Raw genomic sequence first — 16,075 nt, 5'->3', positions numbered from 1 at the left:
GGACGTCAATGCATCGATTTGCCAATCCTGCCCGATTCCTGCGCATCGCGCGGCCGCTGACGCTGCCATTGCTGCTGATCGGCGCGTTGCTGATCGCAGCGGGCTGTTACGCCGGCCTGTTCGTGACGCCGCCCGATTATCAGCAGGGCGACACGGTGCGCATCATGTACATTCATGTGCCCGCCGCGTGGCTGGGCATGGCGGGGTGGAGCGGCATCGCCATCGCCAGCCTGATGCAATTGGTGTGGAAACATCCGCTGTCGGGCGTCGCGGCGCGCGCCGTCGCGTTGCCGGGCGCGCTGTTCACCGCGATCTGCCTCGCCACCGGATCGATCTGGGGTCGCCCGACCTGGGGTACCTGGTGGCAATGGGACGGGCGGATGACGTCGATGCTCGTGCTGTTGTTCATGTATATCGCCTACATCGCGCTGGCCGATGCGGGCGAGGAGCGCACCAGCGTGTCGCCCGCAACCGCGATTTTCGGTATTGTCGGGGCGATCAACCTGCCGATCATCAAGTTCAGCGTGACATGGTGGAATTCGCTGCACCAACCGCCGTCGATCGGCCTGCGGTCGAGCGCCATCGCGCCCGAATTGCTATGGCCGCTGGGGCTGACGACGCTGGGGTTCAGCCTGTTGTTCGGCGCCATCGTGCTGATGCGGATGCGCGCGATCTTGGGTCAGGCGAAGCGCGAAGCGCGGCTGGAACGGATGGCGCGCGCGTGAATCAGTGGGCCTTTGTATGGGCGGCGTACGCGCTGACGCTGGGCGGCACCGCCGTGCTGGTGGTCTGGGCGTGGACGGCGATGCGCCGCGCGGAAGGCGAATGAAGCCCAAGAATCAACGGCTGGTGCTGGGCGTCGCCGCGTTGGTCGCGGTCGTCGGCGCGGGCTTGCTGTCGCTCAGCGCGCTCAAGGACAAGGTCAGTTATTTCTACGCGCCCACCGACATTCAGCGCGATCATGTCGCCGACGGACAGGCCGTGCGCCTGGGCGGGATGGTCACCGTCGGCAGTCTCAAACACGACGCCGACGGCGTGACGCAACGTTTTGTCGTGCATGACGAGGGCGCCAGCGTCCCGGTGGTGTTCCGCGGCATCGCCCCCGACCTGTTCCGCGAAGGCGCGGGCGTGGTCGCCGAAGGATCGATGGCCAAGGGCATTTTTGTCGCGACCAATCTCCTCGCCAAACATGACGAGCGTTACATGCCGCCGAAACAGGCGGGTGCGATGCACGAGACAAAGACGCTCGCGAAATGATCCCAGAGGCTGGTCTTGCCGCCCTGTGGCTCGCGGCCACATTGGCGCTGCTTCAGTTCGCGCTGGGCGCACAGGCGGTCCGCGACAGCAGTGCCGGCGCGTTGCGTACGCTGCGCGCGGTCACCGTCGTCCAGGGACTATTCGTCGCCGTCGCGATGGGCCTGTTGATCGGCTGTTTCCTCAACTCCGACATGTCGGTCGCCCTGGTCGTCGCCAACAGCCATTCGGCCAAGCCGTGGCTGTACAAATTCTCGGGGACTTGGGGCAATCACGAAGGCTCGATGCTGTTGTGGGTGACCATCCTCGGTCTCGCCGGCGCGGCGGTGGCGCTGTTCGAACGCTCGGTTAGCGACCGGATGTTCGCCGCGACGCTGTCGGCCCAGGCGGCAATCAGCTTCGGCTTTTATGCCTTCCTCCTGTTCGCATCGAACCCGTTCGCGCGCCTGACGCCCGCGCCCCTGGACGGACAGGGGCTCAACCCGCTGCTGCAGGACCCCGGCTTGGCGTTCCACCCACCGACGCTTTACATCGGCTATGTCGGCATGTCGGTGGCGTTCAGCTTTGCCGTCGGCGCGCTGGTGACGCGGGAGGTCAATCGCGATTTCGCCCGCGCGATGCGGCCGTGGGTGCTCGGCGCATGGATTTTCCTGACGCTCGGCATCACCGCCGGGTCGTATTGGGCCTATTACGAACTGGGCTGGGGCGGCTGGTGGTTCTGGGACCCGGTCGAAAACGCCTCGCTGATGCCGTGGCTCGCGGCGACCGCGTTGCTCCATTCGGTCAGTGTCCTTGCCACGCGCGACAGTCTGCGCGCCTGGACCGTAATGCTCGCCGTGGTCGCATTCTCGATGAGCATGGTCGGCACCTTCCTGGTCCGCTCGGGCATTCTCACCAGCGTGCACAGTTTCGCGGTCGATCCGACGCGCGGGGCGTTCCTGCTGATCCTGCTCGTACTGTATATCGGCGGCGCACTGGCGCTGTTCGGCGCGCGCATCGCGACCGTGAAGGAAGGGCAGCAATTCGATCTGGTCAGCCGCGAAGGCTTCCTCGTGGCCAACAACCTCGCACTGTCGGCGATCCTCGGCATCGTCCTCATCGGCACGCTTTACCCCTTGGTCACCGAGGCCATGGGCACCAAAGTCTCGGTCGGCCCACCCTATTTCAACGCCGTCGCCGGGCCGATCGCGTTGCTGATGGTCATCGGCATGGGCTTTGGCCCGCTCGCGCGCTGGCGGCGCGATGACTTCGGCGTGATGGTGCGCCGTGCCGCGCTGCCGATCTTCGTCACGGCGCTGGCGTTATTGGGGGCAGTCTTGTTCCTGCCGCCGATCGGTTGGTTGCCGTTCCTCGGCCTCGTGCTGGCGATCGGCGTCGGCGTGGCGAGCGTTGCGCCGCTGTGGGGTCGCAACCTGCGCCGCACGCCGCTGTTCACCTGGGGCATGGTCATCGCGCATCTGGGTATCGCCGTCAGTCTTGCCGGGATGAGCACCGAACGCGCGTTCATCAAGGAACGCCTGATCGCCGCGCGGATCGGTGACGAAACCACGGTCGGGCCGTACACCGTAAAACTCGCGGGGATCGAACCGGTCGCGGGGCCAAACTGGACCGCGCTCGAAGCGAGCCTCGAGGCACGGCGCGGGTCGGGCACGCCTTTCACCCTGAAGCCGCAAGCCCGGATGTTCTCCGACCCCCCGACCGAGACGACCGAAGCCGCCATTGCCACGCGGCTCGACGGCCAGCTCTACCTCGTTCTCGGCAAGGGCGACGGCACCGGCCGCTGGCAGTTGCGCTTGTGGTGGAAACCGATGGTCACGCTGATCTGGCTCGGCGGCGCGATGATCGCCATCGGCGGCGTCCTGTCGCTGATCGGGCGCCGTAGCCGCTCGCGGGCCTATCATATCCGCACGGCGTACGCATGAAACGCTGGGTCATCTGGCTGCCGCTCGCCGCCTTCGTGCTGTTCTTCGGCGTGGTCGCGCTTCAGCTTTATCGTCCCGACAATCGCGAACATCCGTCGCAATTCGTCGGGCATCCGTTTCCGATTGTTCAGCTTCCCGCCGCCGCCTCGTCGCGTCCGACATTTACCGCCACCGGCGGCCCGCGCCTGGTTAATGTCTTTGCCAGTTGGTGCATCCCGTGCATCGCCGAAGCGCCCGTGCTCGAAGGCATGACGATGCAGGGCGTGCCGATCGACGGCATCGCGATCCGCGACCGGCGCGAAGACGTCGACGCGTTCCTCGCGCAGAACGGCAACCCCTATCGCAGCATCGGCCTCGACGCCGACAGCCGGGTGCAATTGGCGATCGGCAGTTCGGGCGTCCCCGAAACCTTCATCGTCGATGCCAAGGGCGTCATCCGCCACCAGCATATCGGCGCGGTCAGCGAAGCCGACGTGCCGGATTTGCTCGCAAAACTGCGGGCCGCGCAATGAAATTTCTTTCTTTCGTTCGCGGCTTCGCGGCTTCGCGTGAGTCAAATTGGTTTACACGAAGCCGCGAAGCCGCGAGGATTCTTTCGAGCCTTGGTGCGGCACTCCTCATTTTCGGCATCGTGGGCCTGCCTGCGGCGCTGGCGGACTCCAACATGCCCAAGGCCGCGCTGGCCGATACGCAATTGCCCGACCCGAAACAGGAAGCCGCGGCCAAGGCGCTGATGGAATCGGTGCGCTGCCTCGTCTGTCAGGGCCAATCGATCGCCGACAGCGACGCTGAGCTGGCCGCCGACATGCGCGCGATGATCCGCGACCGCGTGCAAAAGGGTGAAAAGCCCGAAGACATCCGCCGCTGGCTGATCGCGCGGTACGGCGATTGGGTCAGCTATAAGCCGGTGCTCGACGCCGCGACCGCGCCGTTATGGCTCGCGCCGCTGATCCTGATCAGTGTCGGGCTGTGGCTGGCGCGGGGACGTTTCCGGCGGCGCCGCACATGATCGGCTGGCTGATTTTTTTCGGCATGGCGCTGGCGGCGTTGGTGCTGCTGTGGCGATTCGGGCGCGTTGGCGGCACGGCGCGCGATCTGACCTTGTCGGCACTTTTCCTCGCGGCGGCGGGCTATGCGTGGCAGGGCAACCCCAACCTCGCCTCGGTACCGCGTCAGACGCAGGAAAAACCCGGCGTGGTCGATCCCGGCGATGCTAATTTGCGGCGTGGCTTGAATGCCTCGCAATTCGGCGGCGACAATCAGTGGCTCGATTATTCGGACGCACTGCTGCGGATGAACAGCCCGCGCCTGGCGGTGATCGCGATCAAGAGCGGGCTCAAGGAGCATCCGCGCAGCGCCGATCTGTGGACCGCCCTCGGCAACGCCCTGGTCGCGCAAGGCGAAGGGCTGGTCTCACCCGCCGCGACCTTCGCCTATGAACACGCCGCCGAACTCGATCCGGCGCATCCCGGGCCGCCGTTCTTCTACGGCCTGATGGTCGCGCGTAGCGGCAATACCAAGGCGGCGGGCGAAATCTGGCGCGGGCTGCTGGCACGCGCACCCGACGGCGCGCCATGGAAAGCCGATCTGGAGCGTCGCCTCACGGAGATTGGTGAAGCACCTATTCCGAAGACGGATAAACCAGCGGAGTAAATCCGCTGGCTCGTCGGGCCTTCGGACCGCCGGCCGGCACTCGCGGTCTCGACGATAGCTTACACTATCGGCGTGCCGCTCATCACTGCACCCGCCAAACCCTGAAGCCGCGCTTCGCCAGCAGAGTCTGCACCGAATGCGCGCCGGCCAGATGTCCCGCACCGACCGCGACGAAGACCGTGCCGGGCTGCTTCATGCGATTCGCCAGCCACGTCGCCCAGCGCGCGTTACGCTGATTGATTAAGGCATCCGCGAGTGGACCGGACGTCTTCAACTCGTCGTCGAACGTCGCCGCGATCATCGCGGTATCGCCCGAACCCCAGGCGCGGATCATCTTGGCGAATTCCTTCGACGCATTGGCCTGATCGTCGAGGATGCCGAGCAGGAATTCACGCTGCGTTGTTTCGGGCAAGGTGTCGAAATAGCCCAGCTGCTCGGCCGGCGTTTCCAGGCCCGAAACCGATTTGCCCGCATCCGAAAAACTTTTCTTCAAGGTGTCCTCGACCCCGTAATCGGTCGACAGACCGATGTCGCGCAGCCCGGCGGAGGCAAGCGTCAGCGCCGCCGCCCAAGTTTCATATTGGTCGAGAATTGCCAGCGGAACGCCCGCTTTCTTCGCCTGCGCCTCGACATCCTTGCGCCGGTTGGCGGGAACGCGATCGACCAGCGGCGGCAGATTGGGCGACTTGCCGATCCGCGACATCAATGCGACCATCGCCGCCGGATCCTTGTCGAGCACCGTCTCCAGCACCAGTCCCTGGCTCTTGGCGATCGCCGCGTTGAGCGCGGGGGTGTGCCAGCTCAGATCCTTGGGCAGCAAATGGATCGATCCGAACAGATAGATCGTCGTGTCCTTGTCCGCCATGCGCCACAGGGCCGGGCGCGCCACCCGCGCGTCGGCGGTGGACTGGCAGGCCGAAAGCAGGGCTGCGGCGATCAGGGCAAAACGACGGATCATCGCGCCGATATAGGGGCGAAGGCGTAAACGAACAGCCCGCAACCTTGACCCTGTCGCCGCCACTCCGCATGGCGCAGCGCAGCATGGCGCTTTCGTTTCAAGACCTGATCCTGACCCTCCACCGCTATTGGGCGGACCGGGGCTGCGTGATCCTCCAGCCCTATGACATGGAGATGGGGGCGGGGACGTTTCACACCGCGACGACACTGCGCGCGCTCGGCCCCAACCCGTGGAACGCCGCGTTCGTCCAGCCGTGCCGCCGCCCGACCGACGGCCGCTATGGCGAGAATCCCAATCGGCTGGGCCATTATTACCAATATCAGGTGATCCTGAAGCCCAGCCCGTCCGACCTGCAGGACCTCTACCTCGGCAGCCTGGAGGCGATCGGCCTCGACATGCGCCTCCACGACATCCGCTTCGTCGAGGATGACTGGGAATCGCCCACGCTCGGCGCCTGGGGGCTCGGCTGGGAAGTCTGGTGCGACGGGATGGAAGTCACCCAGTTCACCTATTTCCAGCAAATGGGCGGGTTCGATTGCAAGCCGGTGGCGGGAGAGTTGACCTACGGCCTCGAACGCCTCGCGATGTACATTCAGGGCGTCGACAATGTGTACGACCTCGACTTCAACGGCGCAGGCGTGACGTATGGCGACGTGTTTCTCGAAAACGAGAAGCAGATGTCCAAATGGAATTTCGAAGTCGCCGACACCGACAGCCTGTTCGACCAGTTTAAGAAGCATGCGGCGGAGTGCGAGAACTCGCTCAACGCAGATCTACCGATCCCGGCCTATGAACAAGCGATCAAGGCCAGCCACGTGTTCAACACGCTCCAGGCGCGCGGCGTCATCTCGGTCGCCGAGCGCCAGGCCTATATCGGCCGCGTCCGCGATCTGGCGAAGGGCGCGTGCGCCAGGTGGATGGAAACCAACGGGTGGTCGGCGTGATGGCCCATCCCTCAACATGTCGCCCCTGCGCAGGCAGGGGCCTAGATAACCCCTCAACCAGTGGCTTCGCCTCGATTACGCGAGATCATCTGGACCCCTGCCTACGCAGGGGCGACAGCCGGGAGTGGCTGTCGTGAGCGACTTCCTCCTCGAACTCCGCTCCGAAGAAATCCCCGCGCGGATGCAGGTTCAGGCCAAGGCCGATCTGAAGCGCCTGTTCGAAGCCGAACTCGCCAAACATGGCCTCAAGGCCGCGAGCATCGAAGCCTTCGCCACGCCGCGCCGGCTCGCGCTGATCGCGCGCGACCTGCCCGACGCGACCGAAGCGGTCAGCGAGGAACTGAAAGGTCCGCGCACGTCCGCGCCCGAACAGGCGCTCGACGGTTTCCTGCGCAAGACCGGCCTGACCCGCGCCGATTTGACCGAGCGCGACGGCGTCTGGTTTGCCAATCTCGACAAGCCCGGCCGCGCGACGGTCGAAGTTCTCGCCGACGCCATCCCCGCGATCATCCGCGCCTTTCCCTGGCCCAAATCGATGCGCTGGGGCGCGGCGTCGCTCTCGACCGAAAGCCTGCGCTGGGTGCGTCCGCTGCAAGGCATCGTCGCCTTGCTCGGCGAAACCATCGTGCCGTGCAGGATCGACGGCATCAATGCTGGCGCGACGACGCTCGGCCACCGCTTCGTCCACCCCGGCCCGATCACCATCGGCGGCGCCAACGACTACGTCGAAAAACTCCGCGCCTGCCACGTCATCGTCCACTTCAGCGAACGCTGCGCGATCATCCGCGACGGCGCGCGTGACGCCGCCAAAACCGCAGGCCTGACGCTGATCGAGGATGAGGGACTGGTCGCCGAAAACGCCGGCCTCACCGAATGGCCGGTGCCTTTGCTCGGCCGCTTCGACGCCAGCTACCTCGCGGTGCCGCAGGAGATCATCCAGCTCACCGCGCGCGTGAACCAGAAATATTTCGTGTGTGCGGACGCGGATGGAAACTTGGCCAACGCGTTCGTCTGCACCGCGAATATCGACGCACCCGATGGCGGCGCGGCGATCGTCGACGGCAACCGCAAGGTCATCGCCTCGCGCCTCGCCGACGCCAAATTCTTCTGGGACAATGACGTCCGCGTGCCGCTGGACCAGCAGGCGCAAAAGCTGTCACAGATCGTCTTCCACGAAAAGCTCGGCACCGTCGCCGACAAGGTCGAGCGCGTCGCGAAACTGGCGCGGTGGCTCATCACCGAAAACATCGTCACCCCCGCGAAGGCGGGGGTCCATCTCTCGAAGTCGTCGGATGTGGAAACTCACCAGATGGATTCCCGCCTTCGCGGGAATGACGATGATGTTTCCAAACTCGCCGACCTCGCCGAACGCGCCGCCCGCCTGTGCAAGGCGGACCTCGTCACCGGCACCGTCGGCGAATTCCCCGAACTGCAAGGCGTGATCGGCGGCCACCTCGCCCGCGCGCAGGGCGAGGGCGACGCCGTCGCCGACGCGATCCGCGATCATTACAAACCGGTCGGGCAAGGCGACGACGTGCCGACTGCGCCGGTGACAGTCGCGGTGTCGCTGGCGGATAAGCTGGACAGCTTAATTCTATTCTTTTTCGAAGGTATCAAGCCGACTGGCTCTAAGGACCCGTTCGCTCTCCGCCGTGCTGCGTTGGGAGCAATCGAAATTATACTACAAAACCAAACGAGGATTTCACTGCGTCGCGTAGTGGCAGAGCACGTCATTCTTGAAGAGACACGAGCGTACGACCGACACAAGGTCGAAGGTGAGCCAAACGTGGGTCTCACGGCTCGCCGCCTCTTCGACGACGCTTATGCCCTTGGGCTATCGAGCGTGATTGATCAGATCCCGCCTCAGATCAAAGGTGGGACGCGGGAGGTGATCGAGAAGGCGATCGCCGTAGCCCGAGAATTGACGACGTTCTTCGCCGACCGCCTCAAAGTCCAGCAGCGCGAAGCTGGTGTCCGCCACGACCTGATCGACGCGGTGTTCGCGCTTGGCGGGGAGGACGATCTCGTCCGTCTGCTCGCCCGCGTCCGTGCGCTGCAAGCCTTTGTCGAAACCCCCGAGGGCACCAACCTCCTCTCCGGGTACAAGCGCGCCGCGAATATTCTCAAGAAAGAGGGTTACGACTCCACCCCAAACATCGTCACCCCCGCGGAGGCGGGGGTCCATCTCCCGAACTCCTCACTGGTGGACGTTACCGAGATGGATTCCCGCCTCCGCGGGAATGACGAGGCAGGGAACATGGATGCGGAGGATTACCTTCGTGCGTCGATCGATCCCGCCGAGGCGCGCGCCAAGGCCGCTATCGAGATCGAGGATTTCGGCGCGGCGATGCTCGCTCTGGCAATGCTGCGCGGCCCCATCGATGGCTTCTTCAAGGGCGTGATGGTCAACGATCCAAACCCGAATATTCGCGCGCGCCGCCTTGGCCTGCTCGGGCGTTTCCGTGATGCGGTTCACACCGTCGCCGATTTCTCGAAGATCGAGGGATAGTCGTTTCGTATGCGTAACAAAATGCCCGTGACTTTTGGGCTAAACTTTGGCTAAACTTTCGACCGCCGGGAGCAGTGAATTGACCGAGTACGTATACCGCTTTGGCGGCGGGGTGTCCGAAGGCGGGCAGGACAAGAATCTGCTCGGCGGCAAGGGCGCCAACCTCGACGGCATGGCGGGAATCGGACTGCCCGTGCCCCCCGGTTTCACGATCAGCACCGCGATGTGCACGCGCTACTATGAGGAAGGCGAGCGCTTCCCCGACGAATTGCGCCCGCAGGTCACGCTCGGCCTCCATCACATCGAAACGGTCACCGGCAAGAAGTTCGGCAACCCCGCCGACCCGCTGCTGGTCAGCGTCCGCAGCGGTGCGCGCGTGTCGATGCCGGGGATGATGGACACCGTCCTCAACCTCGGCCTCAACGATGCGACGGTGGAGGGACTGGCCGCGGTGTCGAATGACGCGCGCTTCGCCTGGGACAGCTATCGCCGCTTCGTCCAGATGTATGCCGATGTCGTGCTCGGCCTCGATCATGGCTCGTTCGAAGAAGCGCTAGACGTGGCTAAGGAGGATCGGGGCTATACGCTCGATACCGAGCTCGAGGCCGACGACCTCCGCGCGCTGGTCGCCGAATATAAGTCGCTGGTCGAAAAACTGTGGGGCAAGCCGTTTCCGCAGGACGTCCACGACCAGTTATGGGGTGCGGTCGGCGCGGTGTTCGGCTCGTGGCAGTCGGAGCGCGCGAAAGTTTATCGCCGGATCAATTCGATCCCCGGCGACTGGGGTACCGCGGTCAATGTCCAGGCGATGGTCTTCGGCAATATGGGCGAGACCTCCGCGACGGGCGTGGCGTTCACGCGCAATCCATCGACCGGCGAGCGGGCTTATTATGGCGAATTCCTGATCAACGCGCAGGGCGAGGATGTCGTCGCGGGCATCCGTACGCCGCAATATCTCACCAAATCGGCGCGTGAGGCAGCCAGAGCCAAGCCCGCGTCGATGGAGGAAGCACTCCCCGAAACCTACACCGAACTCGCGCGCGTGTTCGACCTGCTCGAAACGCATTACCGCGACATGCAGGACATCGAATTCACGGTGCAGCAGGGCAAATTGTGGATGCTCCAGACGCGCTCGGGCAAGCGCACGGCCAAGGCGGCGCTGAAGATCGCTGTGGATATGGCCGAAGAGGGCTTGATCACGCGTGACGAAGCCGTGGCGCGCGTCGACCCGTCGGCGCTCGACCAGTTGCTGCACCCCACACTCGATCCGGCGGCGATCCGCGATGTCATCGTCACCGGCCTGCCCGCCAGCCCCGGCGCGGCATCGGGCGCGGCGGTGTTCGACAGCGCGACCGCGGAAAACCGCGCGGCATTGGGCGAACCCGTCATCCTCATCCGCACCGAAACCAGCCCGGAAGATATTTCGGGGATGCACGCCGCCAAGGGCATCCTGACCGCGCGGGGCGGGATGACCTCGCACGCCGCTGTGGTGGCGCGCGGCATGGGGCGTCCCTGCGTTTCGGGCGCGGGCGGACTGTCGATCGACGCGAAAGCGCGCACCGCCAAGGCTGGCGGGCGCACGATCAACGAAGGGGATCTGATCACCATCGACGGCTCGTCGGGCGAAGTCATGGCGGGGCATGTCGCCACGGTGCAGCCCGAACTGGCGGGCGATTTCGCGACACTGATGGTGTGGGCCGATGGCGTGCGGCGGATGCGCGTTCGTGCCAATGCCGAAACCCCCGAGGATGCCCGCGTCGCGCGCGAATTCGGTGCCGAGGGCATCGGCCTGTGCCGCACCGAGCACATGTTTTTTGATGCTGCGCGGATCTCTGCGGTGCGCGAGATGATTCTGGCGGAAAACGAGGCGGGAAGGCGTGTGGCGCTGGCAAAGCTGCTGCCCGAACAGCGCAAGGACTTTGCCGAATTGTTCGAAGTGATGGCCGGCCTGCCCGTCACCATCCGACTGCTCGATCCGCCGCTCCACGAATTCCTCCCCCATGAGGATGCGGAGTTCGAAACCGTCGCCGCGGCGGCGGGTGTGCCCATTGAAACGCTCAAGCGACGCGCGGCGGAACTGCACGAATTCAACCCGATGCTCGGCCATCGCGGCTGCCGCCTGGGCGTGACCTTCCCCGAAATCTACGAGATGCAGGCGCGGGCGATTTTCGAAGCGGCGCTGATGCTTGACGTCGCGCCCGTGCCCGAAATCATGATCCCGCTCGTCGCCACCAAGCGCGAACTGGAACTGATGAAAGCGGTCGTCGACAAGGCCGCCGAAGCTGTATTCGCTGAAGCCGGCCGTCGCATCGAATACCTCGTCGGCACGATGATCGAACTTCCCCGCGCTGCCCTTCGCGCGGGCGAAATCGCCGAAGCCGCGCAGTTCTTCAGCTTCGGCACCAACGACTTGACGCAGACCACACTGGGCGTGTCGCGCGACGACGCGGCGCGGTTCCTCGGCGCCTATGTCGATCAGGGGATTTACGCGCGCGATCCGTTTGTCAGCATCGACGTCGAAGGCGTCGGCGAACTGGTGCAACTGGCGGCGGATCGCGGCCGGGCGACCCGGCCCGACATCAAGCTCGGCATTTGCGGCGAACATGGCGGAGACCCGTCCTCGATCGCCTTCTGCGAACAGGTCGGCCTCGATTACGTCAGCGCGTCACCCTACCGCGTGCCGATCGCGCGACTGGCGGCGGCGCAATCGGCGTTAGCGGCGAAGGTCTAGATCACCGATCTTGGTGCCAGGACGATACTCGTCGACCAGCCGCTGATGCTCGAGTTTGAGTGCGTCATAACGGATGCGCTCGTCCTCATATTTGCGCCGCCACTTGCGTCCTGACGAAAACAGCACCGCGCCGAGAATCAGGCCAACGACGAAGACGGCGACATAGACGAGGGTCTGGTTTGGATCGATGGTCATGCGGCCTCAATCCGCCGCATGACTGATCGTTCCACCTATTTGTTGAGGAGGTTGTCCTTGATCGAACAGGCTGCAGGCCCGAGGATCACGACGAACAGCACCGGCAGGATGAACACGATCAGCGGCACGGTCATGATCGCCGGCAGGCGCGCGGCCTTTTCTTCGGCGCGCATCATGCGTTCGTGACGGAATTCGGCCGATAGCACCCGCAGTGCTGATGCCAGCGGCGTACCGTATTTCTCGGTCTGGATCATCGTGGTGACGACGCCCTTGACCGAGTCCAGGTCGACGCGCGTGGCAAGGTTCTCGAACGCCATGCGCCGGTCGGTGAGGAAGCCGAGCTCGATCGCGGTGAGGGCGAATTCCTCGCCCAATTCCGCATAGGCCCGGCCCAATTCCTTGGACACGCGTGAGAAGGCCGCATCGACGGTCAGACCGGCTTCGGCGCAGATCACGAGCAGGTCGAGCGCATCGGGCAAGCCCTTGCGGATCGCGGCGGTGCGCTTGCTGATCTTGTTCTTCAGCCAGATATCGGGCGCCTTGTACCCGCCGATCAACGCCGCGGCGCAGATCGCGTAACGCTTGAAGGCGCCCCATTCGGGAAAACCGCCCAAGCCGTACACATAGAGCAACATACCACCGCCGAGGATGATCGGCAGGAACATCCGCCCGAAAATCACCGCGACGGCCCATTCCTTCGACCGGATCCCGGCTTGCAGCAGCTTGATCTGCGCGACCTTGAGCTGTTCGTCCTGCAGTACCTTGAGTCCCGACAACAGCGACCGCATCCGGTCGGTCGTCTCATTCTTGGTGGTCAGGCGCGCGCGGCGTTTGCTGCTCGACGCGACGATGCCGGCTTTCAGTTGCTCGCGCCGCTCGTTGAGCGCCTTGACGCGTCGAGCCATCGGGTCCTTGACCTGCGTCGCGGCATAGATCGCCATCATCGTCGCGAAGGCGGCCACGGCCGACAGCAACGTCGCGACATAGATGATATCGATGCCGAAGAATGTCGGGTGATTGGCTGGCGGCATAGCGTCAGATCTCGAAGTTGATCATCTGGGCCATGATGAACGCGCCCATGCCCATCCACACCATCCCGCCGCCGCCGACGGCCATCAACCGCGGATCGATGAAGAACTTGCCCATGTATGACGGGTTGATCCAGTTGATCAGCAGGAACACGATGAACGGCAGCGACCCAATGATGTAGGCCGATGCCTTCGATTCCGACGCCATCGCCTTGATCTTCAACTTCATTTGCGCCCGACCGCGCAGCACGTTGGCGAGGTTCGAAAGCGTTTCGGCCAGATTACCGCCGGTTTCGCGCTGGATCTGCAGCGATATCACGAAGAACTGGAATTCGGGCGTACCGAGACGATCGGCGGTGTCCTGCAATGCCGCGTCCATGGTCTTGCCGATCTTGATCTTGTCGCTGACGGCGCGGAATTCCTCGCCGACCGGTGCCGGCAGCTCGGTCGCGACGACGCCCAGCGTTTCCGAGATCGGCAAGCCCGAACGCAGCCCGCGGACGAGCAATTCGATCGCATCCGGGAAGCGCTTGGTGAATTTTGCGACGCGACGATTGATCATCATCGTCACGGCCTTGTGCGGCACCGCCAGGCCGAGGAACAGGCCAGCGCAAAGGCACAGCAAGATCGGCAGGCCCTTGAGCATCATCAGCCCGGCGATCACCAAGGCGATGAGCAGATTATAGGTAAAGAACTTGCCCAGCGTCCAATTCTTGCCCGTTTGGTCGAGGCGCTGCTGAAGCTTGGCGGTGTTGGGCAGGAATTTTTTCGCGAGCCCTTCCATCGTGCCGCTGCCCATCTGGGTCGCTACGGCGCGGCGCATCTGGGCCTCGACAGCACCCGCCGCCGTGCCGGTATGGCGGTCCCTCACCGCCGTCAGACGGCGATCGGTGGCCTTGGCGACCGACGGACCGCTGAACGCAAAAAACAACAGGGCGAACGTGCCCAGCACGCAGCCGAACAGCATGACCAGCGGCATCGTCTCCATCGCGTCAGCCCGCCTTTTTCTTGGACAGCATCGCGCCCAGGCCACCAAGCTTGCCCATCAGCGACGGCTTCTTCGCCACACTGGCGGTGTCGGGAGCCAGTTCGTCGGCCGACGAGACGAGACGTTGGGCGATTTCCAGAATGCCCGCGGCGACCTTGGTCCCCTTGCCAGCCTCGGCCACGGTCTTGCCAAGCTTCGCCGCTTGGACCGCGACTTTGATGTCGAGCGGAACGACCAGATCGACCTTGCGCTCGACCGACGTCTCGAACTCCTTGCGCGACACTTCGCCGCCCGCCGGGGCGACGCGGTTGGCGACCAGCAGCACTTGCGTCTGCGGCGCGTTTGCCTTGAGCCACGCCAAAATGCGGATCACATCGCGCGCCGCCGCCAGGGTCAATTCGCAGACGACCACCGCGACACTGACATCGTGCATCAGATGCGGATGCGCGACCAACATGTTGCGCGGCAGATCGACGATGGTCGCCTCGAATGCCGTGCGCAATTCTTCCTGAAGCTGATAAAAGGCGGCCCCGTCGGTCAGCAATGGCTGATTGATCGGCGCTTCGGCGCTGAGCACCGACAATTTGTCGTTTGCCTTGACCATCGCGCGTTCGATGAACAGGCCATCGATCCGGCTGGGGTTTTCGATCGCGTCGGTCAGGCCGCGTCCCGGCTCGAGGTCGAGCTGGAGCGCGCCGGTGCCGAAGTGCACGTCGAGATCGAGCAGCGCGGCCGAACGGCCATGCGTCTGACCCATCAACCAGGCGAGCGAGGTGGCGATCGTTGACGCGCCCGATCCGCCGCGCGCGCCGATCACCGCCGCCATCATGTGCGGGCGTTCGAGCGAGGCTTCGACGTTCTTGGGTGCGGAAAACACCGCTTGCGCGCTGGCAAACGCGTCGCGCAACGCATCGGGACTGAGCGGCTTGAGCAGATAATCGTGCAGCCCGCTGGCGACCAGGTCGCGGTACAGGCGAACATCGTTGACCTGACCGGCGGCGATCACGACCGTGCCGGGTTCGCACACTTCGGCCAGGGCGTTGATGTCGTTGAGCGGATCGCCGCTTTCGGACAGATCGACGAACAGGATTTGCGGACTGGCGGAGACCGACAAGGCCTGGACCGCGTTGCGCAGGCCGCCCTTGTTGACCTTTTCGGCCTGCCAACCGAGCTCGCCGACGATCGGCCGCAGCGACTCCGCTGTCGCTTCGTCGCAGACGAAGGCCGTGAACGGTTCGCGCAGCCCGCGCGACGGGGACCAGGGCGCGTTCATCAGTTGCCGTTCCTCGTTGATTCGTTCTTGAGCGGAGCACCGCCGCCGCCGGTCGGCGCGGCCTTGCGCAGTTCCTTGATCGCGCGGCCGCCCATATTCGCGTCGGTGACGCTGCCGCTGGTCCGTCCGCGCACCAGATCCTCGGGATTGGCGACCATCGCGGCGAGGTTGGAATTCATCGCGCAACCGTAATTGGACATGCTGTTCGCGCCGAATTCGGGTTGCGACGTCCGGCTCCAGTCCGGGCAATTGGGCACGTCGGCTACCGCGCGGCTGACGACCACACGAACCTGACCGGCGCCGATCTCGCCCGTCGTCACCGGAGCGGTGCTGTCGAGCAACAAACCGTAATGCGCGGCCAATGCCTCGATGTCGTGACGGCTGCCGGCATCGGCGCCGTCGATGGCGATCTTGTCGCCATAGCCGACACGCAATGTCTGGAACCACCCGTCGAGGCGGTCGCGATCGGTCGACGACAGGCCACTGGCGGGGACGTCATAGACATAGTCGGTGCGGTGCACGACCGGCTGATGAACCGATTCGAGTCCGCGATTTTGCGTCCCGCCGCATGCGGCGAGCGCGGTCAGCGCGAAAAGCGGCAGGAATTTGATGGCGCGCAT

15 protein-coding genes are annotated in these 16,075 nt (G+C 64.6%); 9 read left to right on the top strand and 6 right to left on the bottom strand.

Going from position 1 to position 16,075, the window contains the following annotated elements:
• Window positions 1–8 precede the first annotated feature (8 nt).
• The 6 genes from ccmC (at window position 9) to ACM9ME_RS10335 (ending at window position 4,829) form a co-directional block, all read left to right on the top strand.
• The gene (ccmC, locus tag ACM9ME_RS10360; RefSeq protein WP_415643384.1) at window positions 9–725 is read left to right on the top strand and encodes a heme ABC transporter permease CcmC; all 717 of its coding nucleotides are present in this window, start codon (window positions 9–11) and stop codon (window positions 723–725) included.
• A gap of 100 nt (window positions 726–825) precedes the next feature.
• A complete protein-coding gene (gene ccmE, locus ACM9ME_RS10355; RefSeq protein ID WP_415643383.1) occupies window positions 826–1,257 on the top strand; it encodes a cytochrome c maturation protein CcmE in 432 nt (143 codons plus the stop codon).
• Window positions 1,254–3,176, top strand: coding sequence for a heme lyase CcmF/NrfE family subunit (locus ACM9ME_RS10350; protein ID WP_415643382.1), 1,923 nt, complete (start codon window positions 1,254–1,256; stop codon window positions 3,174–3,176). The genes ccmE and ACM9ME_RS10350 overlap by 4 nt, the downstream gene beginning before the upstream one ends.
• Complete coding sequence (locus ACM9ME_RS10345) at window positions 3,173–3,688, top strand: redoxin family protein (protein ID WP_415643381.1); 516 nt, start codon at window positions 3,173–3,175, stop codon at window positions 3,686–3,688. The genes ACM9ME_RS10350 and ACM9ME_RS10345 overlap by 4 nt, the downstream gene beginning before the upstream one ends.
• A gap of 152 nt (window positions 3,689–3,840) precedes the next feature.
• Entirely contained in the window at window positions 3,841–4,185 is a 345-nt protein-coding gene (locus ACM9ME_RS10340; RefSeq protein ID WP_415643447.1) for a cytochrome c-type biogenesis protein, read from the top strand.
• Window positions 4,182–4,829 carry a tetratricopeptide repeat protein gene (locus tag ACM9ME_RS10335; RefSeq protein WP_415643380.1) on the top strand — a complete coding sequence of 216 codons (648 nt, stop codon included), beginning with the start codon at window positions 4,182–4,184 and terminating at the stop codon, window positions 4,827–4,829. Before ACM9ME_RS10340 ends, ACM9ME_RS10335 begins: the two co-directional genes overlap by 4 nt.
• An 82-nt stretch (window positions 4,830–4,911) precedes the next feature.
• Here ACM9ME_RS10335 and ACM9ME_RS10330 read toward each other — a convergent pair whose 3' ends face one another.
• Window positions 4,912–5,829: a TraB/GumN family protein gene (locus ACM9ME_RS10330; RefSeq protein ID WP_415643379.1), complete on the bottom strand. Its 918-nt coding sequence runs from the start codon at window positions 5,827–5,829 to the stop codon at window positions 4,912–4,914.
• A 26-nt stretch (window positions 5,830–5,855) separates the two neighbouring features.
• Between ACM9ME_RS10330 and ACM9ME_RS10325 the strand changes: the two genes are divergently transcribed.
• The 3 genes from ACM9ME_RS10325 to ppdK all read left to right on the top strand — a co-directional run bounded on the left by ACM9ME_RS10325 (window position 5,856) and on the right by ppdK (window position 11,971).
• A complete protein-coding gene (locus ACM9ME_RS10325) occupies window positions 5,856–6,731 on the top strand; it encodes a glycine--tRNA ligase subunit alpha (RefSeq protein ID WP_415643446.1) in 876 nt (291 codons plus the stop codon).
• 133 nt (window positions 6,732–6,864) lie between these two features.
• A complete protein-coding gene (gene glyS, locus ACM9ME_RS10320; protein WP_415643378.1) occupies window positions 6,865–9,240 on the top strand; it encodes a glycine--tRNA ligase subunit beta in 2,376 nt (791 codons plus the stop codon).
• A gap of 79 nt (window positions 9,241–9,319) precedes the next feature.
• Window positions 9,320–11,971, top strand: coding sequence for a pyruvate, phosphate dikinase (gene ppdK / locus ACM9ME_RS10315; RefSeq protein WP_415643377.1), 2,652 nt, complete (start codon window positions 9,320–9,322; stop codon window positions 11,969–11,971).
• On the opposite strand, the gene ACM9ME_RS10310 is transcribed toward ppdK, so the two are convergent.
• The 5 genes from ACM9ME_RS10310 to ACM9ME_RS10290 are packed head-to-tail and all read right to left on the bottom strand — an operon-like array spanning window position 11,954 to window position 16,075.
• A complete protein-coding gene (locus ACM9ME_RS10310; RefSeq protein ID WP_415643376.1) occupies window positions 11,954–12,166 on the bottom strand; it encodes a hypothetical protein in 213 nt (70 codons plus the stop codon). The genes ppdK and ACM9ME_RS10310 overlap by 18 nt on opposite strands.
• A gap of 35 nt (window positions 12,167–12,201) precedes the next feature.
• Complete coding sequence (locus ACM9ME_RS10305) at window positions 12,202–13,197, bottom strand: type II secretion system F family protein (RefSeq protein WP_415643375.1); 996 nt, start codon at window positions 13,195–13,197, stop codon at window positions 12,202–12,204.
• A 4-nt stretch (window positions 13,198–13,201) separates the two neighbouring features.
• Entirely contained in the window at window positions 13,202–14,182 is a 981-nt protein-coding gene (locus ACM9ME_RS10300) for a type II secretion system F family protein (protein ID WP_415643374.1), read from the bottom strand.
• Between the two features lie 4 nt (window positions 14,183–14,186).
• Window positions 14,187–15,455 carry an AAA family ATPase gene (locus ACM9ME_RS10295; RefSeq protein WP_415643373.1) on the bottom strand — a complete coding sequence of 423 codons (1,269 nt, stop codon included), beginning with the start codon at window positions 15,453–15,455 and terminating at the stop codon, window positions 14,187–14,189.
• Window positions 15,455–16,075: a CpaD family pilus assembly protein gene (locus tag ACM9ME_RS10290; protein ID WP_415643372.1), complete on the bottom strand. Its 621-nt coding sequence runs from the start codon at window positions 16,073–16,075 to the stop codon at window positions 15,455–15,457. Before ACM9ME_RS10290 ends, ACM9ME_RS10295 begins: the two co-directional genes overlap by 1 nt.

The sequence above is a fragment of the Sphingomonas antarctica genome (assembly GCF_965137005.1).
Classification (GTDB): domain Bacteria; phylum Pseudomonadota; class Alphaproteobacteria; order Sphingomonadales; family Sphingomonadaceae; genus Sphingomonas_O; species Sphingomonas_O antarctica.
This window is presented reverse-complemented; position numbering and strand designations above follow the sequence as displayed.

Excerpts from the sequence above, each read along its gene's own strand:
- ACM9ME_RS10300 (WP_415643374.1), bottom strand. The coding sequence starts at position 14,182 with ATGGAGACGATGCCGCTGGTCATGCTGTTCGGCTGCGTGCTGGGCACG.
- ACM9ME_RS10290 (WP_415643372.1), bottom strand. The coding sequence starts at position 16,075 with ATGCGCGCCATCAAATTCCTGCCGCTTTTCGCGCTGACCGCGCTCGCC.
- ACM9ME_RS10335 (WP_415643380.1), top strand. The coding sequence starts at position 4,182 with ATGATCGGCTGGCTGATTTTTTTCGGCATGGCGCTGGCGGCGTTGGTG.
- ACM9ME_RS10310 (WP_415643376.1), bottom strand. The coding sequence starts at position 12,166 with ATGACCATCGATCCAAACCAGACCCTCGTCTATGTCGCCGTCTTCGTC.
- ACM9ME_RS10305 (WP_415643375.1), bottom strand. The coding sequence starts at position 13,197 with ATGCCGCCAGCCAATCACCCGACATTCTTCGGCATCGATATCATCTAT.
- ccmC (WP_415643384.1), top strand. The coding sequence starts at position 9 with ATGCATCGATTTGCCAATCCTGCCCGATTCCTGCGCATCGCGCGGCCG.
- ACM9ME_RS10325 (WP_415643446.1), top strand. The coding sequence starts at position 5,856 with ATGGCGCAGCGCAGCATGGCGCTTTCGTTTCAAGACCTGATCCTGACC.
- ACM9ME_RS10345 (WP_415643381.1), top strand. The coding sequence starts at position 3,173 with ATGAAACGCTGGGTCATCTGGCTGCCGCTCGCCGCCTTCGTGCTGTTC.
- ccmE (WP_415643383.1), top strand. The coding sequence starts at position 826 with ATGAAGCCCAAGAATCAACGGCTGGTGCTGGGCGTCGCCGCGTTGGTC.
- ACM9ME_RS10350 (WP_415643382.1), top strand. The coding sequence starts at position 1,254 with ATGATCCCAGAGGCTGGTCTTGCCGCCCTGTGGCTCGCGGCCACATTG.
- ACM9ME_RS10340 (WP_415643447.1), top strand. The coding sequence starts at position 3,841 with ATGCCCAAGGCCGCGCTGGCCGATACGCAATTGCCCGACCCGAAACAG.
- ACM9ME_RS10295 (WP_415643373.1), bottom strand. The coding sequence starts at position 15,455 with ATGAACGCGCCCTGGTCCCCGTCGCGCGGGCTGCGCGAACCGTTCACG.